The 26641-nt window shown below is 64.2% G+C and carries 25 protein-coding genes (1 of these 25 cut by a window edge); 11 read left to right on the top strand and 14 right to left on the bottom strand.

Annotation, left to right across the window (positions count from 1 at the left end):
• Positions 1-71 precede the first annotated feature (71 nt).
• From thrS to LK12_RS05395, 6 genes are all read left to right on the top strand, one after another.
• Complete coding sequence (thrS, locus tag LK12_RS05420; protein ID WP_039280559.1) at positions 72-2072, top strand: threonine--tRNA ligase; 2001 nt, start codon at positions 72-74, stop codon at positions 2070-2072.
• Positions 2069-2740, top strand: coding sequence for a spermidine synthase (locus LK12_RS05415; protein ID WP_039280558.1), 672 nt, complete (start codon positions 2069-2071; stop codon positions 2738-2740). Before thrS ends, LK12_RS05415 begins: the two co-directional genes overlap by 4 nt.
• A 55-nt stretch (positions 2741-2795) precedes the next feature.
• Complete coding sequence (locus tag LK12_RS05410; protein WP_039280557.1) at positions 2796-3401, top strand: cation diffusion facilitator family transporter; 606 nt, start codon at positions 2796-2798, stop codon at positions 3399-3401.
• Between the two features lie 306 nt (positions 3402-3707).
• Positions 3708-5567, top strand: a complete 1860-nt coding sequence (locus LK12_RS05405) for a flavin-containing monooxygenase (protein WP_039280556.1) — start codon at positions 3708-3710, stop codon at positions 5565-5567.
• 55 nt (positions 5568-5622) lie between these two features.
• The gene (locus LK12_RS05400) at positions 5623-7044 is read left to right on the top strand and encodes an aromatic ring-hydroxylating oxygenase subunit alpha (RefSeq protein WP_039280555.1); all 1422 of its coding nucleotides are present in this window, start codon (positions 5623-5625) and stop codon (positions 7042-7044) included.
• A 167-nt stretch (positions 7045-7211) separates the two neighbouring features.
• Positions 7212-7484 (top strand): histidine kinase, encoded by a 273-nt coding sequence (locus tag LK12_RS05395; RefSeq protein WP_039280554.1) that lies wholly within the window; start codon positions 7212-7214, stop codon positions 7482-7484.
• 69 nt (positions 7485-7553) lie between these two features.
• On the opposite strand, the gene hemN is transcribed toward LK12_RS05395, so the two are convergent.
• The 10 genes from hemN to ccoN all read right to left on the bottom strand — a co-directional run bounded on the left by hemN (position 7554) and on the right by ccoN (position 16978).
• The gene (gene hemN / locus LK12_RS05390; RefSeq protein WP_039280553.1) at positions 7554-8879 is read right to left on the bottom strand and encodes an oxygen-independent coproporphyrinogen III oxidase; all 1326 of its coding nucleotides are present in this window, start codon (positions 8877-8879) and stop codon (positions 7554-7556) included.
• Between the two features lie 32 nt (positions 8880-8911).
• Positions 8912-9136: a hypothetical protein gene (locus LK12_RS05385; RefSeq protein WP_039280551.1), complete on the bottom strand. Its 225-nt coding sequence runs from the start codon at positions 9134-9136 to the stop codon at positions 8912-8914.
• Entirely contained in the window at positions 9133-9291 is a 159-nt protein-coding gene (gene ccoS, locus LK12_RS05380; protein ID WP_039280550.1) for a cbb3-type cytochrome oxidase assembly protein CcoS, read from the bottom strand. Before ccoS ends, LK12_RS05385 begins: the two co-directional genes overlap by 4 nt.
• Positions 9288-11426, bottom strand: a complete 2139-nt coding sequence (locus LK12_RS05375) for a heavy metal translocating P-type ATPase (RefSeq protein WP_039280548.1) — start codon at positions 11424-11426, stop codon at positions 9288-9290. The genes ccoS and LK12_RS05375 overlap by 4 nt, the downstream gene beginning before the upstream one ends.
• Entirely contained in the window at positions 11423-11920 is a 498-nt protein-coding gene (locus LK12_RS05370; RefSeq protein ID WP_052223200.1) for a FixH family protein, read from the bottom strand. Before LK12_RS05370 ends, LK12_RS05375 begins: the two co-directional genes overlap by 4 nt.
• A 2-nt stretch (positions 11921-11922) precedes the next feature.
• Positions 11923-13377, bottom strand: coding sequence for a cytochrome c oxidase accessory protein CcoG (gene ccoG / locus LK12_RS05365; RefSeq protein WP_039280547.1), 1455 nt, complete (start codon positions 13375-13377; stop codon positions 11923-11925).
• Between the two features lie 74 nt (positions 13378-13451).
• On the bottom strand, positions 13452-14390 hold the full coding sequence (ccoP, locus tag LK12_RS05360) for a cytochrome-c oxidase, cbb3-type subunit III (protein ID WP_039280546.1): 939 nt from the start codon (positions 14388-14390) through the stop codon (positions 13452-13454).
• Positions 14383-14559, bottom strand: a complete 177-nt coding sequence (locus LK12_RS05355; RefSeq protein WP_039280544.1) for a CcoQ/FixQ family Cbb3-type cytochrome c oxidase assembly chaperone — start codon at positions 14557-14559, stop codon at positions 14383-14385. Before LK12_RS05355 ends, ccoP begins: the two co-directional genes overlap by 8 nt.
• Complete coding sequence (ccoO, locus tag LK12_RS05350; RefSeq protein WP_039280542.1) at positions 14556-15305, bottom strand: cytochrome-c oxidase, cbb3-type subunit II; 750 nt, start codon at positions 15303-15305, stop codon at positions 14556-14558. Before ccoO ends, LK12_RS05355 begins: the two co-directional genes overlap by 4 nt.
• Before the next feature lie 23 nt (positions 15306-15328).
• Positions 15329-16978: a cytochrome-c oxidase, cbb3-type subunit I gene (ccoN, locus tag LK12_RS05345; RefSeq protein WP_039280540.1), complete on the bottom strand. Its 1650-nt coding sequence runs from the start codon at positions 16976-16978 to the stop codon at positions 15329-15331.
• Positions 16979-17207: 229 nt separating this feature from the next.
• Between ccoN and LK12_RS05340 the strand changes: the two genes are divergently transcribed.
• Positions 17208-17906, top strand: a complete 699-nt coding sequence (locus LK12_RS05340) for an OmpW/AlkL family protein (RefSeq protein ID WP_039280539.1) — start codon at positions 17208-17210, stop codon at positions 17904-17906.
• A gap of 62 nt (positions 17907-17968) precedes the next feature.
• Here the strand turns inward: LK12_RS05340 and LK12_RS25110 are convergent, their stop codons facing one another.
• Complete coding sequence (locus LK12_RS25110; RefSeq protein ID WP_052223199.1) at positions 17969-18358, bottom strand: GtrA family protein; 390 nt, start codon at positions 18356-18358, stop codon at positions 17969-17971.
• A 203-nt stretch (positions 18359-18561) separates the two neighbouring features.
• Here LK12_RS25110 and LK12_RS05330 point away from each other — a divergent pair, with 203 nt between their 5' ends.
• Positions 18562-19872: a sulfotransferase family protein gene (locus tag LK12_RS05330; RefSeq protein WP_197063475.1), complete on the top strand. Its 1311-nt coding sequence runs from the start codon at positions 18562-18564 to the stop codon at positions 19870-19872.
• Between the two features lie 63 nt (positions 19873-19935).
• On the opposite strand, the gene LK12_RS05325 is transcribed toward LK12_RS05330, so the two are convergent.
• The gene (locus LK12_RS05325) at positions 19936-20637 is read right to left on the bottom strand and encodes a Crp/Fnr family transcriptional regulator (protein ID WP_039280534.1); all 702 of its coding nucleotides are present in this window, start codon (positions 20635-20637) and stop codon (positions 19936-19938) included.
• Positions 20638-20750: 113 nt separating this feature from the next.
• On the bottom strand, positions 20751-22178 hold the full coding sequence (locus LK12_RS05320; RefSeq protein ID WP_231568254.1) for an aromatic ring-hydroxylating oxygenase subunit alpha: 1428 nt from the start codon (positions 22176-22178) through the stop codon (positions 20751-20753).
• A gap of 260 nt (positions 22179-22438) precedes the next feature.
• Here LK12_RS05320 and LK12_RS05315 point away from each other — a divergent pair, with 260 nt between their 5' ends.
• Complete coding sequence (locus tag LK12_RS05315; RefSeq protein WP_039281475.1) at positions 22439-23380, top strand: zinc-binding dehydrogenase; 942 nt, start codon at positions 22439-22441, stop codon at positions 23378-23380.
• A 30-nt stretch (positions 23381-23410) separates the two neighbouring features.
• On the opposite strand, the gene LK12_RS05310 is transcribed toward LK12_RS05315, so the two are convergent.
• Entirely contained in the window at positions 23411-24109 is a 699-nt protein-coding gene (locus LK12_RS05310; protein ID WP_039280532.1) for a Crp/Fnr family transcriptional regulator, read from the bottom strand.
• Between the two features lie 261 nt (positions 24110-24370).
• Between LK12_RS05310 and LK12_RS05305 the strand changes: the two genes are divergently transcribed.
• Both LK12_RS05305 and LK12_RS05300 read left to right on the top strand, forming a co-directional pair.
• A complete protein-coding gene (locus LK12_RS05305) occupies positions 24371-26578 on the top strand; it encodes an EAL domain-containing protein (RefSeq protein ID WP_052223197.1) in 2208 nt (735 codons plus the stop codon).
• A gap of 59 nt (positions 26579-26637) precedes the next feature.
• A protein-coding gene (locus LK12_RS05300) for a globin-coupled sensor protein (RefSeq protein WP_039280530.1) crosses the window boundary here: on the top strand, positions 26638-26641 show its beginning. The gene runs 1451 nt beyond the window's last position; the window shows 4 of its 1455 coding nt (coding positions 1-4); the start codon lies at positions 26638-26640; the stop codon falls past the right edge of the window.

Raw genomic sequence — 26641 nt, 5'->3', positions numbered from 1 at the left:
TGCCATGGCCCGCTCAAGGTCCAATAAGGCTGGAAACGGCCCGATTGCCAGAAACGGAAAGACGAGTTTCGATGTCCGAGATGTTCAAGATCAGCCTGCCCGACGGTTCGGTTCGCGAGATGCCCGAAGGCTCGACCCCGGCGGATGTCGCCGCAGCGATCGGCCCCGGCCTTGCCAAGGCCGCGCTTGCCGCGAAAGTCGACGGCGAGATGGTCGACCTCTCCCGGCCGTTCACTGGCGATGCCGAACTGGCGCTGGTCACCGGCCGCGACGAGGAAGAGGCGCTCGAACTCGCCCGCCACGACTTTGCCCACGTGCTGGCCGAAGCGGTGCAGGCGCTCTGGCCCGGCACGCAGATCACCTTCGGTCCGGCGACCGACGACGGGTTCTACTACGACGTCATGGCCCCCGCCTCGCGCGAGCCTTTCGGCATGGACGATCTTCCCGCCATCGAGGAAAAGATGCGCGAGATCATCAAGGCCGACAAGCCGCTGCGCCGCGAAGTCTGGACCCGCGAAGACCTGATCGCCAAGTGGAAGGCGGACGGCGAGCAGTTCAAGGCCGAATGGGCTGCCGAACTGCCCGAAGGCGAGGACCTGACGGTCTACTGGTCGGGCGAGGACTGGCTCGACATGTGCCGCGGGCCCCACCTGCCCAGCACCGGCAAGCTCGATCCGCAGGCGTTCAAGCTGATGCGCGTGGCGGGTGCCTACTGGCGCGGCGACCAGAAGAACGCGCAGCTCACGCGCATCTACGGCACCGGCTGGCTCAACAAGAAGCAGCTCAACGCGCACCTCACGCGCCTCGAGGAAGCGGCCAAGCGCGACCATCGCAAGCTGGCGGGCGAGATGGACCTGTTCCACCTGCAGCCCGAAGCGCATGGTTCGGTGTTCTGGCACCCCAAGGGCTATGTGATTTGGCGCGAGCTGGAAGCCTACATGCGCCGCGCCATCGATGGTGCCGGCTACCGCGAGGTGAAGACCCCGCAGGTGATGGACGCGCGCCAGTGGGAGCAGTCCGGCCACTGGGGCAAGTACCGCGAGAACATGTTCGTCATCCCCGACGAGGTGCCGAACACCGAGGACGAAGGCCCGCTGGTCTCGGACGACGCCGACTGGATGGCGCTCAAGCCGATGAACTGCCCGGCGCACGTGCTGATCTTCCGCCAAGGCATCAAGTCCTACCGCGAACTGCCGCTGCGCCTCTACGAGAACGGCTGCTGCCACCGCAACGAGCCACACGGCGCGCTGCATGGCCTCATGCGCGTGCGCCAGTTCACGCAGGACGACGCGCATATCTTCTGCCGCGAGGACCAGATCGTCGACGAGGTGCAGGCCTTCTGCGAACTGGCGAACCGCGTCTACCAGGACTTCGGCTTCAGCTATTCGATCAAGCTGGCGCTGCGCCCGGACAACCGCATCGGCAGCGACGACCTGTGGGACAAGGCCGAGCAGGAACTGCGCGATGCCGTGGAGCGCGCCGGGCTTGCCTCCGACGAATACGGCTGGGAGGAACTGCCGGGCGAAGGTGCGTTCTACGCGCCCAAGCTGGAATGGCACCTCACCGATGCGATCGGCCGCACCTGGCAGGTCGGCACGATCCAGTCCGACCGCATGCTGCCCGAACGGCTCGATGCCAGCTACATCGGTGAGGATGGCGAAAAGCACCGCCCGGTCATGCTGCACCGTGCGATCTTCGGCTCCTATGAACGCTTCATCGGCATCCTGATCGAGCACTTCGCGGGTAAGCTGCCGGTCTGGCTCGCGCCGGTGCAGGCGGTGGTCGCCACCATCGTCTCCGATGCCGATGCCTATGCGCAGGACGTGACCGCGAAGCTCAAGGCCGCAGGCGTGCGCGTCGAGACCGATCTTCGCAACGAGAAGATCAACTACAAGGTGCGCGAACACTCGCTGAAGAAGATCCCGCACCTGCTGGTCGTCGGCAAGCGCGAGGCCGAGGAGGGCACGGTTGCCGTGCGCACGCTGGGCGAACAGCAGCAGAAGATGATGAGCCTCGACGAGGCGATCGCGATGCTGAAGGGCGAAGCGACGGCACCGGACCTGAAGTCGTGATCACACGCGAGCTTATCGACACCGCCTGGGTCCCCGGCGGCGAGAAGCTCGAGCTGTTCAAGCACGACCAGGACTACATGATCGTGCTCGGCCACAACGAGCTGATGTCGACGCGCAAGTGGGGCTCGGAAGAGGCGCTGGCGACGATGGCGCTCGAGCGCATCGGCAATCCGAAGCGGCCGACGATGCTGATCGGCGGCTACGGCATGGGCTTTACCTTGCGCGCGGCGCTCAAAATGCTGCCCGAGAATGCCGAAGTCACCGTCGTCGAACTCGTGCCCGAGATCATCGAATGGGCGCGTGGGCCGATGGCGGAGCTGGCCGCGGGCTGCCTCGACGATCCGCGCGTCAAACTGGTGATGGCCGACGTCGCGACCTTCATCGAAGCCGCGCAAGGCGACTACGATGCCATCCTGCTCGATGTCGACAACGGCCCCGACGGTCTGGTGCGCGAGGACAACAACGTCCTCTATTCGAAGACCGGCCTGCGCGCCGCCAAACGGGCGCTCACGCCCGACGGTGTGCTCGCGATCTGGTCGGCGGGTCCCGACCCGGCGTTCACCCGCCGCCTGGAACGCGCGGACTTCAATGTCGATGAAGTGAAGGTCGCCTCGCGCAGCAACGGCAAGGGCCCCAAGCACCTGATCTGGTTCGCCACCAGGAAGTAGCATCACGCGGCGTCCGGCAATTGGCAGGACCCAGGTCATGGCCTAGAACGCGCGCATGTCGGATTGCGGATGCGGACCAACAGCGGTCGAAACCGAGGCGCAGCGGCGCACGCTTTGGATTGCGCTCGGGCTCAATGCCGCGATGTTTGTCGTGGAAACGACGGCAGGGCTCTTCGCCCATTCGACCGGGCTCGTCGCGGACGGTCTCGACATGCTCACCGACGCCACCGCCTATGCCATTGCGCTTGCCGCCATCGGCCGCAGCGGACACTTCAAGTCCAATGCCGCGACGCTAAGCGGGACGTTGCTCCTGCTCGTCGGTCTCGGCCTGCTGGTCGATGTGGTGCGGCGGATGCTGTGGGGCGGCGAGCCGGAAGGCGGCTGGATGATCGCCATTGCCGGCATTGCCCTTGCGGTGAACGTCTACGTGCTGCGGTTGCTCAGCCGGCAGCGGCGCGATGAAGTTCACCTCAAGGCCGCATGGATCTTCACCCGCGCAGATGTGGTCGCCAATGCAGCGGTGATCCTGGCGGGCCTAGCCGTCTTGCTCACGGAGCTGCGCTATTTCGACCTCGTTGTCGGCGGCGGGATCGCGCTCTATGTCGTGAAGGAAGCGCTTGAGATTCTTCGCGAGGCGCGCAGCAGCCGCGCGGCCGACTAGACGCGTTCAGAAAACCTGAAGAGCAAAAAAATGGGGCGGCCCGTCACGAGGCGGGGCCGCCCGAAGGTGGGGAGAAGCGGTTCACACCAAGGCCGAAACATCGGCAGCGGTGCAAGACCGGCAAGCAGCCTTTTCTCTCAGGTGCGCCCCTGCAACATTGATCGCTGTCAATAGATGCAAACGGGTTCATTTTTCTCAGATCATTTTCTTTGACGCCGACGAACTTGATTCAAATCAAAGCTAGCAGCCGCATCGCCTCGGTATCAAGTCAACAACACTGTTGATTAACACCTGAGGATGGCTGCAATGACGATCTACAACCCGACCAAATGCCCCCCGGCCTCCGAGATCGACATCCCGGCGATGCACGAAAAGTACCTTCAGGAGCGCGATCGGCGCATCAAGAAGGACCACAACGAACAGTACATTCCCGCGAGCGGCCGATGGAAGGACGCTTACGAGACCGATCCCTACACCCCCGTCGCCCCGCGCGATCCGATCACCGGCGAAACCGATGTCGTGATCCTGGGCGCCGGCTATTGCGGCATGATGGTCGCGGCCCAGCTGAAGAAGGCGGGCATCGACAACTTCTACAACGTCGACCACGGCGGCGGCTTCGGCGGCACCTGGTACTGGAACCGCTACCCCGGCCTGCAGTGCGACAACGATTCGCTGGTCTACATGCCGCTGCTCGAAGAGACCGGCTACATGCCTTCGAAGAAGTTCTGCGAAGGCTACGAGATCCACGATCACTGCCAGATGATCGCCGAGGCCTTCGGCCTGCGCGAGAACGCGCTGTTCCACACGATGATCCAGTCGCTCAAGTGGGATCCGGACATCAACCGCTGGCACGTCGGCACCAACCGCGGCGACGACATCAAGGCGCGCTTCGTGGTCATGGCCATGGGTCCGCTCAACAAGCCCAAGCTTCCCGGCATTCCCGGCATCGACAAATTCAAGGGCAAGATCTTCCACACCGCCCGCTGGGACTATGAATATACCGGCGGCGGCTGGCGCGACACGAACCTCGGCAAGCTGGGCGACAAGAAGGTGGCGATCATCGGCACCGGCGCGACCGCGATCCAGGTCGTGCCGCACCTCGCCCGCCACGCCAAGCACACCTACGTCGTGCAGCGCACCCCCTCGACGATCGATGCCCGCAACAACAAGCCGATCGATCCCGAATGGTTCAAGAGCCAGAAGCCGGGCTGGCAGGAAGAGCGCGTGCGCAACTTCCATCGCTTCGTCTTCGACATGCCCGAGCGCGGCGAGCCCGACATGATCCAGGACATCTGGACCGAGGTCACCCGCAACGTCTGCGCCGAGCGCGAAGCCGAAGGCTGGCCGGAATGGACCCCCGAGGAATTCGCCGCACGCCGCGAGGTGATGGACTACCGGGTGATGGAACGCCTGCGCAACCGCGTGGCCGACCTGGTCGAGGACCCGGAAACCGCCGAAGCACTCAAGCCCTACTACCGCTACCAGTGCAAGCGCCCGGCTTCGAACGACGAGTTCTACCAGTGCTTCAACCAGGACAACGTCGACCTGATCGACGTTGCCGAAACGCGCGGCCTGGAAGAGCTCACCGAGAACGGCTTCATGTACAAGGGCAAGGAATACGAGTGCGACTGCATCATCCTCGCCTCGGGCTATGAAGTCACCAGCGACCTCGACCGCCGCTGGGGCATCGACACCATCGAAGGCGAAAACGGCCTGTCGATCTACGACTACTGGCGCGAGGGCTTCCAGACCTTCCAGGGCATGACGGCGCACAACTTCCCGAACATGTTCTTCACCGGCTTCACGCAGGCCTCGTTCAACGCCAGCAACTCGAAGACCTTCATCGATCAGGGCTTCCACATCGGCTACATCGCCAGCGAAGCGCTCAAGCGCGGCGCCGTGCGGGTCGAGCCGAGCCAGGAAGCGCAGGACGCCTATATCACGCACCTGCGTTCGATCGCGGTCGACAACTCCGAGTTCGTCACCGAGTGCACGCCCTCCTATTTCAACAACGAGGGCGACGACACCAAGAAGCGCCACATCTTCGGCGAGCCGTGGGGCGAGGGGTACTACCCGTTCTGCGAGATGCTGGCCAGGTGGCGCGCCGATGGAAAGCTCGAGGGGCTCGTGCTGACGCAGCCCGAAACGCTCGAACCGGCGGAATGACCGACCGGGGCAGGAGCGGCAAAACCGCCCTGCCCTGCTCTTTCTGGAGGATGTCATGAACAAGCCCGAGACACTGGTCAGCGAAGACCTTTCCGAAGCCCTCACCTATCCGGTCGAGGCCTTCATCAGCCGCGAATATGCCGAAGCCGAGCCCGAACGCCTGTGGTCCAAGGTCTGGCAACAGGCCGGGCGCGTGGAGGAGCTGAAGGACGTCGGCGACTACATCACCTACAACATCTGCCACGATTCGATCCTGATCGTGCGCGACACGCCCACCACGCTCAAGGCCTATCACAACGTCTGCCCGCACCGCGGCCGCAGGCTCGTCGGCAACAACACCGGCGGCGGCCCGAAGACGGTGGCGCAGGATACCGGCGCGCACAGCGCGAAAGGCAACACGCTCAAGTTCGGCTGCAACTATCACGCCTGGACATTCGGACTGGACGGCGATGCCGCCTACATTCCCGACAGCGAGGACTGGAACGGCGCGCTCGGCACGCCGGGTGCCTTTTCGGCCTGCACCAGCCTGACGCCCGTGCAGGTCGATACCTGGGGCGGCTGGATCTGGATCAACATGGACCCGGACGCGGGCCCCTTGCGCGAATACCTCGAACCGATCGCGACACTGATCGACCCGTTCGAATTCGACAAGATGCGCTACCGCTTCCGCTTCTGGGGCATTTTCGACTGCAACTGGAAAGTCGCGCTCGAAGCCTTCCTCGAACCCTACCATGTGCAGGGCACGCACCCGCAGCTCATCAAGTACGGGGACTTCTACTCCTTCTCCAAGGCCTTCGGCCTCCACGGCCAGACCGGCTTCGATTCCAAGGCCCACCGCGACGAGCAGACCACGGCGGAAACCAGCGTCCACCGCGCGGCGGGCGATGGCGATCCACGGGACACCATCGCGCAGATGCAGCTCGAATACTGGGAAACCATCGGCGCGAGCACCAGCGAAACACTGGTGAAGACCGCGCAGCGCCTGCCCGAGGAACTGCCCGAAGGCACTCCTGCCGCCGAAGTGCACAAGTACTGGCTCGACACCGCCAAGCGCATCGATGCCGAACGCGGTGTGATCTGGCCGGAGATCAGCAACGAGCAGATGGCCGCGGCGGGCCTGGCGCTCTCGGTCTTCCCGAACATGAACTTCATTCCGGGCCCGACCTTCTCGCTCGCCTACCGCGTGCGCCCCTACGGCACCGATCCGGACAAGTGCATCTTCGAGGCCGTCGCACTCGACCGCTTCCCAGAAGGCGAAGAGCCCGAGACCGAATGGACCTACGTCGAGCAGGACCTCGACAAGTGGCCCTACGTCATCGCGCAGGACATCTCGAACATGGTCGAGGTCCAGCGCGGCTACAAATCGCGCGGCTTCCGCGGCAACCTTCCCAACCCCTGGCAGGAGCGCAAGGTGACGAACCTGCACCGCGGGCTGGCGAAATACATGGGCACGGGCGACCTGAAGCCGTTGCGTTAGACGGTCAGGCTGCGCTGGGAAGCCCACCCCCGCCCCCTCCCGCCTGCGGGAGGGGAGTACCAACGCATTGCCGCACCGAAGCGCGAATTCTGCCTAGCCACAGCAGGGTGGGCACCCAAGCGCGAAACAAGGTTAAACCCCGCCTCCCGCGACCGTCCTACGGACGGATGGACAAGAGCAAATTCAAACCGACCCCGATCCTTCGCGAGCGCCGGCGCAACAAGTGCGCGCGCTTCGCGCTCACCGATTCTCGCGGAGAGGCCATCGAGGTCATCGTGCGCGACATCTCGTCCAAAGGTCTGAGTGCGGCCGCCATCGGCACGGCCCCTGCCGTCAACGAAGTTGTGCGCGCCCATCTCGAGGATGGCCGCGAGGTCTGGGGTCTCGTGCGCTGGGCCGAAGGCAACCTTTTCGGCGTCGAATTCGACACCCGCGGCTGAATTAGCAGGATGCAGTGATGCTGACGCATCAGCATCCTGAAACGCTCAAGCGCCGCACGGGCTCAGTTATCACACGGCGGAACTGAAACGCCGCAGCGAATCCTTGCGATAGGGATCGAACCGCGCGGCGATCGAGCGCGCATAGGGCAGGCCACCGGGCTGGATGACGAGATCCTTGTCGTCCGCCTCGCACAGGCCGGCTTGCAGATAGGGCGCCAGCAGGGGAGCGGCTTCGCGCCACAGATCGGCATCGATCCGGGCCCGTCCACGGCATAGCAGGGCCTCGATCACCTCTCCGCGCCGACGATCCTCGGCCGACCGCACGATACCGCGGTCCGCCGTCAGCCGGTGTTGGGACAGCATCATGCGATAGCGACCGGCGTTCTTTTCGTTCTGCACCAGCAGATCCGGAAAGCTGCTGATCGCCGAAGCGCCCAGGCCGATCAGCACGGGAGCCTGATCTTCCGTAAAGCCCTGAAAGTTGCGCCGCAGCGTCCCGCTCATCACCGCCTGCGCCAGTGCATCGCCGGGTTTGGCGAAGTGATCGAAGCCCACCGCAACATAGCCCTGATCGACGAGGAATTCGTATCCGAGCGCGGCCATGCGGAAGCGGGCCTCGGCGTCGGGAAGCGCGCTGCCGTCGATCTTCTTCTGCCGCGCAATCAGGTGCGGGACGTGGGCATAGCCGAACAGCGCGATACGGTCGGCCCCCAGCGCCACGGCCCGGTCCAGCGAATCGCGCAAATGCGCTTCTGTCTGTCCGGGAAGGCCATACATCAGGTCGAAGTTCAGCGACTGCACGCCGGCGCTGCGTAGCATGGCCGTCGATTCCTCGATCATGTGGGCAGGCTGGATGCGGCCGATGGCCTCCTGCAACCCGCTATCGAAGGTCTGGACACCCAGGCTGGCACGCGAAATCCGTACCGCGCCGATCACGGCAGCCCAGTCAGCCCCGAGCGTACGCGGGTCGAGCTCGATCGAGATGACCGGACGCTTGCCGTCCGACTGGATGCCGAATTCGAGCGTCAGCGCATCGACGATCCGCACGAAGTCGATCGGCGATATGCCGTTGGGGCTGCCGCCGCCGAAGGCGATGCGGGTGACCTTCGCCGCCTTGGGCAAGCGCTCGGCCACCAGCGCGATTTCCTGGTGCAGGGCATCGAGGTAGCTGGTGACCCGATCCGTCCGGTTGGCCGCGCTGGTGTTGCAGCCGCAGTACCAGCAGATCTTCTCGCAGAACGGGATGTGCACATAGAGCGAGATCTCGCCGTTCTCGCCTTCGAGCGCCGTCGCCAGTTCCTTGGCGCCGACGCCTTCGCCAAACTCCGCCGCGGTGGGGAAGCTGGTGTAGCGGGGCACGGGAATCGCCAGAAGTTCAGGGTAGTAGGTCCACATGACGAGCCTGATCGCTTAGGCGATGCGAAAGTTCATTGCGATCGATCAAGCCGCTTGCGTGATGATGTATTGTGGCAGCCCTTGGCGCAGCACGGTCCCTGCACCGGTCCAGGAGGGGCATTGGTCGGGGCCACCGGAATGGTCACCAGCGCGCCGCCGCACAGCGGCGCGACGAGGCTGCGGGCCTCGGCCTCGAGCGGGCCGATCATCGCCGGCAGCAGGGCGAGTGTGCCGAGAAGCGCCAGTTCCCGCTTCACCGCTGGTCCTCCTCGTCCTCTTCCTCGATGAGGATGCGGTTGGCCGCGCCGTCGAGATCCTCGAACTGGCCGCTCTTCATAGCCCAGAAGAAGGCTCCGAGCCCCACCAGACCCATCAACAGCGCCAGCGGTATCAGGAAGCCCAGAATGCTCACGCGGCGTCCTCACGGCCCGCAGCGCGCGCCAGCCGCAGCGAATTGCCCACGACCACCAGCGAACTGGCCGACATGGCAACGGCGGCAATGAGCGGGGTCACGAAACCGAAGATCGCCAGCGGCACGGCAAACATGTTGTAGACGGCCGCCATGGCGAAGTTCTGCCGGACTATGCCCATCGTCGCGCGGGCCACGCGAATGGCGAGCGCCACCGGCATGAAGCGTTCGCCCACGAAAACCGCATCTGCCGCCTGCTGGCTGACGTCGCTGGCTCCGCCGGGCGCAATCGAGACATGGGCACCTGCCAGCGCCGGACCGTCGTTGAGCCCGTCACCGACCATCAGCACCTTGTGCCCTTCCTCCACCCGGGCCCCGAGCATATCGAGCTTGTCGGCCGGCTTCATGCCGCCTGTCGCGGGGATACCGAGGGTTGCTGCCACCGCGTCGACCGCTTCCACGCGGTCGCCAGAAGCAATGCCGCTGCGGACGCCCTGCGCATCGAGCGCGGCGATCGTCTCGCGCACGTCGGGACGCAGTGGGTCGGCAAAGGCCATGCGGGTGCGTTCGCCACCGATCAGCAGGTCCACCGCCAGTCCGGCCGTCTCGACCTCGGGCCGTACCAGCGCGACATCCTGCCCATCGTAGCGAGCGGTCATGCCCATGCCCGCCGTCTCGGCCAGATCGTCGAGGGGGGCTGGCTCGGTGCCGGCCTCGCGCAGCGCATGGGCCAGGCCCCGGCTCAGGGGGTGGCGGCTGCCCTGCGCCAGCGCCAGAGCGACCGACCGTGCACGCGGATCGAGCGGGGCGAGATCAACGGGACGCGGTTCGCCCAGCGTCAGCGTACCCGTCTTGTCGAACAGCGCCTCGTCGACTTCGGCCAGTCGTTCGAGGGCAGAGCCGTCCTTGATCAGCAGCCCGCGCTTCATCAACGCGCCCGAGGCCACGACCTGCGCAGCCGGCACCGCAAGTCCCAGCGCGCAAGGGCAGGTGATGATGAGAACCGCGACGGCGATCGTCAGCGAATGGTAGACGCCGGCGCCGGCCAGCATCCAGCCGCAGAAGCTCAGGAACGCGAGGCTGTGTACCGCCGGCGCATAGATACGCGAGGCCTTGTCGGCGATGCGCACGTAGCGCGAGCGGGACTGTCCCGCCTCGTCCATGAGCCGGGCAATGTCGGCCAGCGCAGTATCCTGCGCCGCAGCAGTGACCTTGACCCGCACCGGGTTGCCGAGGTTGATCATGCCCGCGTGGATGGTGTCCCCCACGGCGGCAGGCCGGGGGTCGCTTTCGCCGGTAAGCATCGAGGAGTCGACGTTGGTGCGGCCATCCACGATCTCGCCATCGGCGGCGAGCGCTTCGCCCGCGGCGACGAGCATGACCATGCCCGGAGCGAGGCGCTCGGCCTCCATGTACTGCGTCGAACCGTCCGGCTGCACGACATGGGCGCCACGCCCCATCCGCCCCAGCAACGAGGCGATGCCCGAGCGCGCGCGGCTGCGCATCATCGCATCGAGCACGCGCCCTGCGAGCAGAAAGAACAGCAGCATGACGGCGCCGTCGAAGTAGGCATGCACGCCGCCGACAATGGTCTCATAGAGGCTGAGGCCGGTCGCCAGCAGCACGCCGATCGAGATCGGTACGTCCATGTTGGTGCGGCGATAGCGCAGCGCCATCAGCGCGGAAGAGAAAAACGGACGCCCGGCATAGGCGATCACGGGGATCGCAATCAGCGCGCTGATCCAGTGAAACATCTCGCGCGTGACGGCATCGGCGCCGGCCCAGACGCTGACCGAAAGCAGCATGATGTTCATCATGCCGAAGCCGGCAACGGCAAGAGCGCGCAGCAGCCGTTTCGTTTCCGCATCGTCGCGGCCGAGCGGGTTGTCGGCGGCGCGTTCGGCCTCGAAACCGAGCTTGCGCAGTTCCTCGATGATCGCGTCTTCGGTCAGTTCGGGGGCATGACTGACCGCCACACGTTTGGCCGAGAAATTCACGCGCGCCGCGGCAACCCCTGGTACTACGGATAAGCCGCGCTCGACCTTGCCGATGCACCCGGCACAGCGCATGCCGGGGACGGTGAAGCGGCTGTCGATGCAGGTATCGGACGTCGTCAGATCTGGCGTGGGCGCATTCATGGCACCGGCTGACCCATCACCTCGACACCTTCGACCTGATCCTCGCCGCGCCATGTGTGACCGGCCGCCTCGATGTCGAAGCGCAAGATCCAGCGCCCTTCCGGCAAGGCCTTGTCGCTGACATAGGCGCCGCTCGCGTCTTCCTGGAACTTGAGAAGCGAATCGGGCTTGCGGCCGAGCGGATGGCGCGCTTCGGCGACCACCGTGGGATAGCCCGGCACATCGGTCAGGTTGGCGACGATGTGCCCGTCATCCCGGCGCGAGACCGCGACCTTCCAACCGAGCGCCTTTTCCTTCTCCGCCTCGTCCAGCCAGCGGTTGAAGTGCTGGCTGGCGACGTAGGAGTTCTCGACCACCACGCCGCCGAACGTCGACGAGGCCAGGCTGGCCATCAAAAAGTTGACGGCGAACACGATCCCGAAGCCTCCCACGAGAATGGCGGTCATGTGCCATCCGGTGAAGGGCTTGCGGCGGGGGGTGTTGCTGGTGCTCATGATCAACCTTCCGGGGTATCGAAGCGGACTTCCGCTTCGTCGGATTCGCGGGCATCGCCTTCGGCCTGGAGGGTGAAGGTGAATTCCTGCTCGGTATTGTCCGCCGGTGCGACGACATAGACGCGAACGCTCTGCGTCTCGTCGGCGGGCACTGTGCGGGTCAGGCTGCGGCTGGCCTGATCGCGGCCCATGTCCTCGGACCACATGACCGCGCCGGGGATGCCCTCGATGCCGATGTCCATCTGGCGCGGACGCCCTTCCATGTTGCGCAGGCGCAGCGTGTAGGCATTGCGAATCGAACCGTCGCTCATCAGGATGTAGGGCGGATTACGGTCCTTGGCCACCGTCAGGTCGGTATGGACGCGGGTGCCGAGCAGGAACAGCATGGCAAGCCCGATGGAGGACCACACGGCGAAGTACAGGATCGTACGCGGACGCCAGATCAGCTTGAGGTGGCGCGTCGGCGGCTGCCCGGCTTTCTCGCGCTCGGCATCTTCCAGGGTGGCATAGTCGATCAGCCCGCGCGGACGGCCGGTTTCGGCCATGACGCGGTCACACGCGTCGATGCACAGCGCGCAGGTGATGCAGCCGATCTGCGGCCCCTCGCGGATGTCGATGCCCGTCGGGCACACCGCGACGCACTGGTTGCAGTCGATGCAGTCGCCGAACTTGCCGGGGTTCTTCTCGGCCTTCTTGACGCTGCCGCGCGGTTCGCCGCGCCAGTCCTTGTAGGTGACGATCAGGCTCTTTTCATCGAGCATGGCCGTCTGGATGCGCGGCCAGGGGCACATGTAGATGCACACCTGCTCGCGCATGAAGCCGCCCAGCACGAAGGTCGTCATCGTCAGCACGAAGACCGTGGCATAGGCGACCGGTGCCGCCGTACCCGACCAGAACGCGTGATGCAGCGTGGGCGCGTCGGCGAAATAGAAGATCCACGCGCCGCCGGTGGCGAAGCTGATCAGCAGGTAGACCGTCCACTTGGCCAGCCGCCGGGCGATCTTCGACGGCCCCCACGGCGCCTTGTAGAGACGGAAGCGGGCATTGCGGTCACCGTCGAAGAAACGGTCGACGTGCTGGAACAGGTCGGTCCAGACGGTCTGGGGGCAGGCATAGCCGCACCACGCCCGCCCGACTGCGCTCGTCACGAGAAACAGGCCGATGCCGGCCATGATCAGCAGACCGGCGACGAAGTAGAACTCCTGGGGCCAGATCTCGATGCTGAACATGTAGAATCGCCGGTGGGCGAGGTCGACCAGCACCGCCTGATTGGGTGCATAGGGCCCGCGGTCCCAGCGGATCCACGGCGTGATCCAGTAGATCGCCAGGCAGATCGCCATGATGCCCCACTTGAGGCGGCGGAACTTGCCGTCGATGCGCCGGTTGAAGACCGGCTCGCGCTTGGCATAGAGCGAGAGCGGCTGGTCTTCCGTCTTGATAGGTTCAGGCTTGTTCATGTCCGTTGTCCGCCCGAGTATTCAGGGGGCTGAGCGGCCCGGGATATTGCGACCCGCGGGGGGTTAACCGCGGCCTATTCGGCCGCGGTCGCTTCAGCCTCCGATTGTGTTTCCGTCTGCGCCGCACCTGCCGGCTCGGCAAAGTCCTCGCCGCCGCCCAGCGAGTGGACGTAGGCCGTCAGCATCTTGATCGTCACCGGATCGAGGCGATTGCCCCAAGCCGGCATGACGCCGTGGCGCGGGTTGTTGATCTGCGCGGCCACCGCCTCGCGATTGCCGGCATAGAGCCAGATCGCATCGGCGAGGTTGGGAGCGCCGAACTGGCGGTCACCCTTGCCGTCGGGACCGTGGCAAACGGCACAGTTGGCCTCGAAGATCGCCGCCCCGCGCTGCGAGGCTGCGCTTTTCTGCTCCTTACCAGAAAGCGTCAGCACATAGCTAGTCACGTCCTGGATCTGCGCGGGCGTGAGCAGGCCGTCCCTGCCGAAGGCCGGCATCTGGCTCATCCGCGTCTGATCGTCGCCGGGCTGGCGGATGCCGTGAATCAGCGTCTGCTGAATCGCCTTGAGATCGCCGCCCCACAGCCAGTCGTCATCGTTGAGGTTGGGATAGCCGTCCGAGCCGGCCGCGCCGGCACCGTGGCACTGCACGCAGTTGACCTTGAACGCCGCCGCCCCGCCGGCCTTCGCCGCATTCATCAACGCGGGCTTGCCGGGAAGCTTCTCGATCGGCGTGATCGCGAGGTCGGCGACGATCTTCGAGCGCTCTTCCTGCTGGGCCTTGAGGTCCTTGTCGAGCTGGCCCCGGCTGGACCAGCCGAGTACGCCCTGCGTCGCCCCGTGGATGCCGGGAAGTGCCGGATAGGCAATCACGTACCCGATCGAGAAGACGATCGACGCGTAAAAGGTCCACAGCCACCAGCGCGGCAGCGGTGTGTTGAGTTCCTCGATACCGTCCCACTCGTGGCCGACGGTCTCGGTGTTGGTGGCTTCATCGACGCGCTTGTTAGCCATCGTTCTCGTCCTTGAAGATCATGTTCGCCGCTTCCGAATTCCGCTCGCGTGCGCCGGGCCGGAAAGGCCATGCGACCAGCACGACGAAGATCAGCAGTATCACCAGCAGGCCGTAGCTGTCGGCCAGGTGCCGCAGCGTGTCGTATAGGGAATGCTCGATCGTCATCATCGCCCCGCCTCCGATGCCAGTTCTTCCTGTGCAGCGGGGCCGTTGACGTCGACCAGCGTGCCGAGCATCTGCAGGTAGGCCACCAGGGCGTCCATCTCTGTCAGGCGCGAGGGATTGCCGTCGAAGTCGCGGATCTGCGCCTTGGGGTAGCGCTGCTCGAGATCGCCGACATCCGCATCGGGATCGGCCTGCGCCTTGAGGTCGGCCAGGGCCATCTCGATGTCCTTGTCGGTATAGGGCACGCCGACGTCGCGCAGGGCCCTGAGATTGGCGGCCGGGTCGTGAACCGCGAGGTCGGTCTCGGCCAGGAAGCCATACTTGGGCATCACGCTTTCAGGCACCACCGACTGCGGGTTGGTGAGGTGCTGCACGTGCCATTCGTCCGAGTAGCGCTTGCCCACGCGGGCGAGGTCCGGCCCGGTGCGTTCGGAGCCCCACTGGAACGGGTGGTCGTACATCGATTCGGCGGCGAGGCTGTAGTGGCCGTAGCGCTCCGTCTCGTCGCGGAAGGGGCGGATCATCTGGCTGTGGCAGACATAGCAGCCTTCGCGCACGTAGATGTCCCGACCGGCCTGTTCGAGCGGCGTGTAGGGACGCATTCCGTCCACCTTCTCGATCGTGTTGTCGATCCAGAACAGCGGCGCGATCTCGACGATGCCGCCGATGGCGACCGTGATGAAGGCACCGACGGCAAGCAGCGTGACGTTTTTCTCGAGCTTCTTGTGGCGCTCAACGATGGAAGTCATTTCTCTATTCCCTTTCGTCGCGCTTATTCGGCAGGAGCCAGGATCGGCCGGTCGGCCTCGGGATCGTAGGCGGCGTCGTGCATCGGGGCTTCCTCGCGCAGCTTGCCGAGGATCGTCGCCCAGACGTTGACCACCATGATCACGGCACCCGAGAGGTAGAGCAGGCCGCCGAAGGCGCGCAGCATGTACATCGGATGGATCGCGGCGACGGCGTCGGCGAAAGTGTTCACCAGATAGCCGTCCGGCCCGTATTCGCGCCACATCAGGCCCTGGGTGATGCCTGCCACCCACATGCTGGCGGCGTAGAAGACGATACCGATCGTCGCGAGCCAGAAGTGCCAGTTGACCATGCGCAGGGAATAGAGGCGCTCACGGCCCCACAGGCGCGGCACGAGGTAGTAGACCGCGCCGAAGGTGATCATGCCGTTCCAGCCCAGCGCGCCGGAGTGGACGTGGCCGATGGTCCAGTTGGTGTAGTGCGAGAGCGAGTTGACGCTCTTGATCGACATCATCGGGCCTTCGAACGTGCTCATGCCGTAGAAGGCGACGGCCATGATCATCATGCGGATGATGGGATCGGTGCGGACCTTGTCCCAGGCGCCGTTGAGCGTCATCAGGCCGTTGATCATGCCGCCCCAGCTCGGCATCCACAGCATGACCGAGAAGACCATGCCCAGCGTCTGTGCCCAGTCCGGCAGCGCGGTGTAGTGGAGGTGGTGCGGACCCGCCCAGATGTAGAGGAAGATCAGCGACCAGAAGTGGATGATCGACAGGCGGTAGCTGTAGATCGGGCGTTCGGCCTGCTTGGGCACGAAGTAGTACATCATCGCCAGGAAGCCGGCGGTAAGGAAGAAGCCCACGGCGTTGTGGCCGTACCACCACTGCACCAGGGCGCCCTGGACGCCGCCAAACAGCGGATAGCTCTTCGATCCGACGAAGCTTACCGGCACGTCGAGGTTGTTGACGACATGCAGCATGGCAATGGTGAGGATGAAGGCGAGGTAGAACCAGTTGGCGACGTAGATGTGGGGTTCCGACCGCTTGACGATCGTGCCCACGAACACCACCAGGTAGCAGACCCAGACCAGGGTAAGCCACCAGTCGACGTACCATTCCGGCTCGGCATATTCCTTGGACTGGGTGATGCCCAGCAGGTAGCCGGTCGCGGCCAGCACGATGAACAGCTGGTAGCCCCAGAACACGAAGCGGGCCATGCCCGGAAAGGCCAGGCGGGCGCGGCAGGTGCGCTGCACCACGTAGAAGCTGGTCGCGATCAGGGCATTGCCGCCGAAGGCGAAGATCACCGCCGAGGTGTGCAGCGGCCGCAGACGGCTGAAATTGAGGTACGGTTCCAGGTTCAGCTCCGGCCAGGTGAGCTGCAGGGCGATGAAGACGCCGGCGGCGAAGCCGGCCATGCCCCAGAACACCGTGGCAATGACGCCCCAGCGGACCGGGTCGTCATCGTACCGGCTCTCGTCCGGCATCCTGAGAATGCCGCGCGCGATGGCCGAATAATCGGCGCCGCTGACAGTAAACCACACCGCGATCAACGCCGCGAATGCGACGATGCCCATGTGGATCGCGAAACCCCCATCCGCCGCGAGTGCGACCCCGATGACGGCAAGGAAAAGCACGGCAAGCCAAATGCCCGCCCGCGCAAGGACCGTTACCATATGTCTTCTCTTTCGAGATTGTTGCTGAACCTGTTGCCGCCTTGGAGAGTATCATCGTTTCCCGCATTGATAACGATCAAAAAGGTCCGCGAACGGAAAAAATGGGGAATTTCCGCCAATTTGCGCGGAATCAAATCAACTTGCGCGCGGTTGGAGGAAGGGCAGTAGCGCAGCCGCTCAAGAGGGGGGATCGCACGGTGCGGCCCCGGCGGCGATGGATGAAAAGACTATGCGCAAGATCATGATGCTTGCCGCCCTCGGTGCGGCTACCGCGATCACCACGCCGGCTCTTGCCGGCAGCCCTGAAGGCAAAATCCAGGTCAAGGTGCTCGGCACCGCGGTTCTTCCCGACGGCGGGATCGACAAGATCAAGTACATCGACGCGGGCCTGGCCGGCACTCTCACGGACATGGGCGTGACCGATGTCGACACGCGGGCCAACGACAATGTCGTCCCGACGCTGGCGATCGAATACTTCTTCAGCAACAGCATCTCGGTCGAGACGATTTGCTGCTTCACCCAGCACCACGTCAACGGCGATGCCGACCTGACCGGCACCAACCTGGTCAATCACGTGCTGATCCTGCCGGCGACGCTCACGGCGAAGTTCCACCTCGACACCGGCGGCCCGATCAAGCCCTACGTCGGCGCCGGTCCGGCCCTGTTCCTCGTGTTCGACGAAAAGCCCGGTTCGACGGCCAAGGCCCTCGGTGTGGACAAGGTGAAGATGTCGAACTCGCTGGGCGTGGCCCTGCAGGGCGGCGTCGATATCGCGCTGGGCGACAACGGCTTCGGCCTCTCGCTCGATGCCAAGAAGTACTTCATGAAGCCCACCGCGAAGTTCTATGCGGCCGGCACCAAGGTTCTCGAGACCAAGCATGACCTCGACCCGTGGGTGCTGAGCGCGGGCGTATCCTATCGCTTCTGATCGCGCGAGAGATCGCGGGATGCCCGGAGGGGAGCCGAAAGGCTCCCCTTTTTCGTGTGCGCCTATAGATGACGGAAGTTGAGAGTCGCGTTGAGCACGAAGACGAGAGTACCGGCGAACAGCGATGCCATGATCCTCGCCACGAGGTAGGGGACGCCGAAAACTTCCGTCAGCAGGGCGAACCCGCCGAGGATGACACCCAGACCGAACAGGGCATTGCCCAGGAACAGCGCATAGCCGCTCGCCACGCCGCGTTCGGTGCCGTGGAATATCCAGATTCTCGCCAGCACGTAATGCAGCGCATTGGCGATCACGAAGCCGACAACGACGGCGAGGTACCTCTGAATTCCGAAATGTTCGACCATTATCCAGATAAGAAAAAGATCGAGAATAAAGGAAATTGTCGAGGCAAAAGCATTGCGAATGTAGAGGCTGCATCCACGCCGCCCCATGAACCGCTCGCGCACAGTTTTCGCGGGGTTCCGCCGCACGAGCGATGACAAACGACGGAAAGGCACATTGCCGGCTGGGCGCATGCCATGGCAACAACCGGGCCCCGTCATTGTTTCCGGGCAAAGACATTGCCGGGCATAAAGGTTCATTGCATTCGTCATTGTCATTGAACCTTTTTGCCTGCCGTGCACTTATTGTCGGCATGACCGGAGAATTTCCGCTTCCGGCGCGCCCACGTCTCGTGGGCGTTGCCAATTTCGCCCTAGGCGGCCTCAACAGGCTGGCGCTCGTGCCCGACCACCCGCTCGATCTCGACGCGCTGTGCGACATTGCCCGACGCGAGACCGGGCTCGACGATTTCGGCGATCCCTGGTTCCTGCGTCCTCTCGAAGTTCTGATCGAGGCGCTTCGAGAGGAAGCCTCGCTCAACGCCATCGGTCGCTTCGCCGCGGTGGGGCAGTTCCTCAAGGTCCTGCGCGAAAGGCTGTGGACGCAGCACTGGTTCGATACGCACCCGGAAATTCTGGGCGAACCGCTTGCGCCGCCCGTCATCGTGGTGGGTCCCATGCGTTCGGGCACGACCCGGCTGCACCGGCTGCTCGCCGCCGACGACCGCTTCGAGCACATGCGCTTCTTCGAGACGGTATGCCCGGTGCCCGAGCCCGGCTTCCGCCCGGGCAAGCGCGATCCGCGCCCCCGCCAGGCGGGGCGACTGCTGTCGACCGTGCACCGCCTCAATCCCCGCACCGCCGTGATCCATCCGACCGGACCATTCGAACCGGAAGAGGAACTCGGCCTGCTGGTACAATCGGCCTGGGGCATGAAGCACGAAGCGCAATGGCGCATCCCCACCTATGGACGCTGGGCCGAGGAAGAAGACGCGACCCCAGCGTACCGCCACCTTGCCCGGCTGCTGCGGCTTGTCCGCTGGGCACGCGGCGAGACGGCGCGGCGCAAACCCTGGGTGCTCAAGACACCGCAGCACATGCTCGATCTTCCCGCGCTGCTGAGCGTATTCCCCGAAGCGAAGCTGATCTTCATCCACCGCGATCCGGCCAAGGTCGTCGGCAGCAGCTGTTCGCTGGTGTGGAACCAGATGACGATCCATTCCAACGAGGCGGATCCCCACTGGATCGGCGACCACTGGCTGGACAAGACCGGGCTCCAGATCGACAGGATGCAGGCCGCGAGGAGCCGGATTCACCCACAGCAGCGAATCGACGTGCTCTATCGCGACATGGATGCCGACTGGGAGGCCGTCATGCGGCGCGTCTACCGCTTTCTCGACATGGACATCGCCCCGGCCCTGCCCAGCATGCGCCAGTACGTCGACAAGGCGACACGCCAGCACCGCTGGCAGCGACACCGCTACGATCTCGCCAGCTTCGGCCTCGACGACAAGACGGTGCGCGGCCGCTTCGAACGCTATGCGAATACCTTCGACCTGCAGCCGAAGCCGGCGCGGCCGGACATGAAGCCGGTCCTCCAGGGTACGCGCCGTGCCCTCGCCTGAGAGGTTTCGGCCCGAATCGCGCAAAGGCGCGTCGCCAACCGGCCTCGCCTGCGAAAAGCCGCGTCAGCCGGCCTCGGCGAGCAGGGCCTCGTAATCGAGAATCGTCACGTCGCGGCGCGATGGCAGGTCGATCACGCCTTCGTTCTTGAGCCGCGTGAACTGCCGGCTGACCGTCTCGATCGTGAGACCGAGAACATCGGCGATCTGTTGACGCGAGAACGGCAGGACGAGGTGGCGCTGGTTGGAATTCTCCAAATCGACCTTGCAGCCCGAACCGGTCAGGCGCTCGGACATCTCGATCAGGAAGCTCGCCATCTTTTCGGAGGCGGACTTGCGGCCGAGCAACAGCATCCAGCGGCGGGTGCGGTCGAGCTCGCCGAGCGTGCGTTCGAGCAGCTTGTGCTCGAGCTTGGGATGCTCGCGCGCGAATGCGTCGAAGTCACGCCGCGAGAACACGCAGACCTTGGCATCGGTGAGCGCTGTGACACCGTGGCCGGACTTGCCGCCGAAGGGGCGGCCGATGAAATCGGAAGGATAGACCACGCCGACGATCTGCTCGCGCCCATCCTCGGTGTTGGTCGACAGCTTGAGGACGCCCTCGATCACGTTGGCGACGAGGACCGAATCCTCACCTTCCCAGATCAGCGATTCGCCGGAAGTTATCTTGCGAGTCCGCCCAATAGAATTGAGAGCTTCCAGCTCTTTCTGATCGAGGGAAGCACAGATCGCTCGATTACGAACGACACAAAGGTCACAACTGGACATACCTAATCGGATACCAACGCCACACTATCGGCTAAAGAGGGTTCCGTTAGCTCAAAATGAAGGGGGTGAAAAGCCACCCCCTTCAAAGTCCATTCCAGATCTACAATCGATTGTCAGAGATCGAGATCCAGGATCGGCCCGTCGAAGTTGCCTCCCAGCTTCCGGTTGGCTTCGGCCAGCTTTGTGGACGAATCGCCGGCAATGTAGCCATCGATCAAGCGCTGGTAATTGCTGATCAGCCCCTCGACGTTCTTCGAAAGCCGCATGAATTCAAACCCTTCCGAGTGCAGGCCCTTCTGCTGAATCGGGATGTTCGAATAGTCCTGCCGCGGAATCATCGGGAAATCCTGGCTGTCGAAAGGCAGCACGGTGGGCTCCATCGGCGGTTCCGGCTCCTGGCCTTCGGGGAAGTGCGTGAGCGACCAGATCTCGAACATGCAGCTTTCGGGGCCCGTCGGGCGGATGCGGTAGGACGCGTAGCTGGTGAAGAACGGCAGCAGGAAATAGTGCGGAAAGAGGTATTCGACCGCATTGACCGGATCGGAAACGCTCACCGCATTGAGGTCCGGCACGTTCTCGCCCCGTTCCTTCAGCTTGCGGGTGATCGCCTCCTGCACCAGTCCGAACCACATCGGAACGGCTTCCGCGACCGTCGAGGGGAGCTTCACGTCCGGGTTGTCCGGGCCAAGCCCCTCGGCAATCTCGATTTCCTTGGCGTGGACCATGCCCGCCATGCCCGAGCCGAGCAGCTTGAGATTTTCGATCTGCGCACGGATGTTGTCTTCCACCGACTGCTCGGGATCGAGCGGAAGACCGATGCCGCCGGTGTCGTCTCCATAACGGGCATTGTACAGACCGGGCACCGAGCGCTGCAGCTGCGGGTGCGTCATCATCACGTGGTAGCCTTCCATGAAGGCCTCCATCGCGATCTTCCAGTTCGCGGGCAGTTCGGTAGCGAACCACCATTCGGAGCGCACGTTCGACATCCCGTGAGCGTCGAGTCGATCGAGCACCGGCCCGAGGCTTTCCTTGAGCGAGGGGGCGTTGGGATCGTGGTTGATGAAGGCGCAGCCGCCCCATGTCTCGCAGCGCACCGGCTTGAGCGCCAGTTCCGACGGGTCGAGCAGGTCGTCCGAGAACAGGTCCTTGCCGTAGACGAAGGTATTTTCGCCATCCATGTTCCAGCGCCATCCGTGGAACGGGCATATGAAGCCGGCCTTGGCGCAATTGCCATGGGCGTTGCCCGAGCCGCCGGCGATGGGAACGCCGCGGTGACGGCAGTGATTCTGGTAAGCCTTGACCCCGTCCCTGGTGCGCACGACCAGCACGGACTTGCCGACGTTGGAGTACTCCACCCAGTCTCCCACCTCGGGAATCATCTCCAGCCGGCACGCCATCTGCCACACGTGCGGCCAGAGGTGTTCGACTTCGGCCCTGTAGAAGCTCTCGTCGTAGTAGCGTTTGGCGGGGATGAGCTCGGGGCGCGTGATCGGGTAGGGATTGCCGGCCAGCGACATGCCTGCGGAATTGATATCGGCCATGGGAAGGCATCCTGTCCTGTTGATTTATAACTGGCGCGAGTGTGCCGGATGCTCCGCAAGATAAGCTTTGATCGAACGCAAATCGCAGCCGTGCGCCCTGGCGCAGGCCTCGCAAGACCGCGGGCGCGGTATCCGGGCCGGGCGTCTCGTCGTCCCGGTCACGTCGTATTGCCGCTGCAGGCAGTGGCTTGTCCCGGCCACACCCTTAGCCCGTGGCCATGTGGCCCCAGCCGCAAGGGATGGATCATGGTGACCGTATGATGCGCGCCTGGCTTTTCACCGGAGCAAACCGGCCGCTCGAGCTGATCGAGCGCGAGATACCGCGCCCCGAAGGCGACGCCGTGCTGGTCGCCGTGCGCGGCTCGGGCCTGTGCCACAGCGACGTGGGCCGCATGGACGGCACGCTGACGCCCTACATGCCCAAGCCGCCGCCCATAGTCCTGGGCCACGAGATCGCCGGCGAGGTACTCCGTGCCGGGCCGGACGTGCGCGCCTTCGCCCCAGGAGATCGCGTGGTCGCTTCGGGCACTCTCGCCTTCTGTCCGGGCGGCGATGCCGACGGCGGCTATGCCACGCATTGCCTCCTGCCGGAACGTTGCCTGCTGCCGCTTCCCGACGGCGTCAGCTTCGTACAGGGGGCGGCGGCCACCGATGCAGGGCAGACGTCCCACGCCGCTCTCATGCGGGCGGGCGAATTGCAGCCGGGCCAGAGAATCGGCATTGTCGGCCTCGGGGGACTGGGAATGACGGCTGCCAGGATAGCGGTCCTTGCAGGCGCCGAAGTCCATGCAGCCGAACCGCGCCGCGAAGCCTGGGATGCCGCCAGCACGATGGGCGTGGCGAGCGTGACCGCCGATGTCGTCGACCTTGCCCCGCTGGCGCTCGATCTGATCGTCGACTTCGCGGGCTTCGGCACGACTACCGCCGGCGCGATCCGGGCGGTCCGGCCCGGCGGTCTGGTTGTCCAGGTAGGGCTTGGCAAGACCGAGGCCCTGGTCCCGACGATGGACCTCGTCGGCAAGGGCGTGACCTTGCGCGGTTCGGGCGGAGGCACGCCCGCCGACACTGCGGCCGTGCTTGCACACATGGCCCGAGGCGACCTCTCGATCGCGGCCAGCAGCATCGGTTTCGAAGAAATACCCCAAGGCCTGCAGCGCCTTGCAGAAGGCGGGGTCGTGGGACGGATCGTCGCGGAAATTTGATTCCGGTGCGGCAATGCGCGCCGCACCGGCTCAGAGCAAGGTGGCGCTCGCGTATCTTCGGTAGCATTCGCAGGACATGTCGGCGAGCCTTTCCCGATTGACGATCGTGAGGGTCCCGCGCGCCTGGTCGATCGCGCCGCCGACGTTGAGGCGCCCGCAGGCGTCGCTGATCGTGGCCAGGCGCAAGCCGAAGATGTTTGCCAGGGTCCGCTGCGTCAACTCGAGTTGGCTCGAACACGTGCGGTCTTCGGCTCGCATCAGCCAGGTCGCCACCCGCTGGCTGGCCGAATGCACGCTGGCACAGGCTACAGCCTGCATGAGGTCGCGCATCATCCGCACGCAGTACTGCCGCATGATCTCGCGCACCGCGGGAAACTGGGCCATGGCCGCTTCCATGTCGGCCACCGTAACCCACGATGCCTCGCCCGAGATCGCCACGGTCGCATGATAGGGCGATACGTCCTTGCCCAGCAGATACTCGATCCCCACGACGCCCTCGCGTCCGACCGAAGCGCTTTCGACGCTGCGGCCATCCTGCATGATGGCCTGAATCGATCCAATCCCGCGGTGGGGAAAGACCAGATGAATGATCGGCGCACCGGACTCGTGCAGCACTTCGCCTGACATCACCCGCTTGGTCAGCAACCGCGCGGCAAGGAATGCGCGTGCTTCGGCGGGTAAAGCGGCAAGTACCGCGTTATCGAGGCGCTCTGGAGTATTGGCAGTCATGTCATTCCCACGACCTTGGCCCAGATTAGGTAAATAAAACCAAGGTAAGGGTCTGATTAACCGGATTTTCAGTATCCATATATACGCTACCGTACTTAAGAAAACACGACATCGCCCGTTCAAGGTTCAATATTTCTATCTTGCACAAAAGTTAATGCGGGTGGGGCAACAGGGAGAAGCGACGCGCGGGCGGTAGCTTGCGTGAGAGGCGGTGCCATCCGGGCGCGTCTCCTTCTCCTGCAATGTGAAGCGGGGATTGCAGTGAAGCTGGAGCGCGAATCCGATATTCTTGGCCGAAGCGAATATTCGTTGTCCAGCGACGGCGCCTTTGCGTCGACTGCCAATTCGCTTGCGAGCGCCACGATCACGGAATTGCAGGCGTACCGTGATGCCCTGGACTGCGCGGCGATCGTGGCGACGACCGATCTGCGCGGACGGATTACCGAGGTCAACGAACAGTTCTGCACCATAAGCGAATTCAGCCGCGACGAACTCGTCGGCGCTCCCCACAACATCGTCAACAGTGGGCACCACGAGCGGACATTCTTCAGGAACCTATGGAAAACAATCGCTTCGGGCAATGTTTGGCGTGGTGACATTCTGAACCGCGCGAAATCGGGCAAGCCCTACTGGGTGGATACGACGATCGCCCCGCTGCAAGGCCCCGGCGAACGGCCATCGGGCTATGTGTCGATCCGTTTCGACATAACTGACCGCAAGGCAGCCGAGACTCGCCTGGTCGAGGAACTTGCGCGAAGGCAAGGGGCCGAAGATCTCCTCAGGGATATCATGGAAACCGTACCGTCCGGCATCGTGACATTCGATTCCGAAGGAAAATTCCGGTTCGGCAATCGGGCATTCCACGATCTCTATCGCCATATGGCGCAGCGTGGAGACGGGGCCAGACCAGGCCGGACACAACCATCGGCGCCCCATGACGCAGATTTACTGCCAGCCATGCGCGACCTGTGGCCGAATTCTCGCCGTGGCGACGGCGCTCATCCCGCCAAGCCCTACGTGACGCAATTGAGCGCCGACAAGTGGGTTCAAGTCAACAACAGCCGCTCGACCTCGGGCAACTTCGTCTCTGTTCAAACGGATATTTCGGACCTGAAGCAGGCCGAGCTGCTGATCAAGTACCAGGCGGAAAAGGACGCTCTGACGGGGCTGTGCAACCGCAATGTCCTGATCCGGCGCCTCAAGCAGCTCAATCGTGCGCGCGACGGCGACACCGGCGCATGTGCCCTCCTTCTGATCGACCTCGACAATTTCAAGGCGATCAACGACCGCTACGGTCACGACGGCGGCGACGATCTTCTGTGCGTGATTGCCCGGCGGCTGCGGTCCTCTCTCCGGCAGGGGGACACCGCTGCCCGGCTCGGCGGAGACGAATTTGCCGTGCTGCTGCAGGAAGTTGACAGTCAGCGCGATGCCGCAACCATCGCCCAGGGCCTGCTCAAGACCATGCGCCAGCCCGTATCGGTGGGCAAGCACATGATCCAGCCTTCTGCCAGCATCGGCATCGCCATGTTCCCGCGGGACGGCAAGAGCCCCAAGGAGCTGATGAAAAATGCCGATCTGGCCCTCTACCAGTCGAAGTTCTGCGGTCGGAACCGGCATTCGATCTACAGCCGCTCGATGCGCCGTGAACGGCGGCGGCGCGACCGGCTCGAGGAATGGCTGCGCTCGGCAATCACCCAGAAGGACCTGGCCGTGGCGCTTCAGCCGCAGACGGACCTGCGGACCGGGAGTCATGCCGGCTTCGAGGCTCTCGTGCGCTGGCAGCACGGCCGCCGCGAAATCGCGCCGGTGGAATTGATCTCGGTTGCCGAGGAAGCGGGCCTCATCTGCGAACTGGGCTACCTCGTGATCGAGAAGGGCCTCGCAGCCGTTGCGGCCATGAAACGCATGGGCCTTTGCCCGGGCAACGTAGCCTTCAACGCTTCCAGCGCGCAGCTACTCCAGCCCGACTTCTCGAGCCGGCTGATGGATCTCGTGCATGCGCACGGCCTGCGCGGCGAGGACATCGAAATCGAAGTGACCGAAAATGTCATGCTCGATCGATCCGCGGCGGAAATAGCAAGGGTCCTGCGCGGTCTCCACGAAAGGGGCGTATCGGTCGCCCTCGACGACTTCGGGACCGGCTATGCGTCGCTGACGCATCTCAAGCAGTTCCCGATCAACCGCCTGAAGATAGACCGATCCTTCATCCAGGGCATCCTCGACGACAAGGACGACGGCATCATCGTCAGATCCATCATCTCACTCGCCCATGGCCTGGGCTGCGAAGTGGTGGCCGAGGGCGTCGAAGTGCCGGCGCAATATCGTCAGCTGTCGAACTTCGGGTGCGATTTCGTACAAGGCTATCTTCTCGCCAAGCCGATGCAGGCAGCGGATGCCGAAAACTACCTCGCAGCACTCGAACACACCTGGCCCACGATGAGACGAAGCCACGAAACCGGACTGTAATTTCTCGAAATGTGAACTCGAACGAACACCTGCCGGAAATCCGGCAAAGGAGAACGACTATGT

The organism is Novosphingobium malaysiense, assembly GCF_000802225.1.
Classification (GTDB): Bacteria; Pseudomonadota; Alphaproteobacteria; order Sphingomonadales; family Sphingomonadaceae; genus Novosphingobium; species Novosphingobium malaysiense.
Note: the sequence above shows the minus strand (reverse complement) of the source record. Positions and strands in the feature narration are given on the sequence as shown.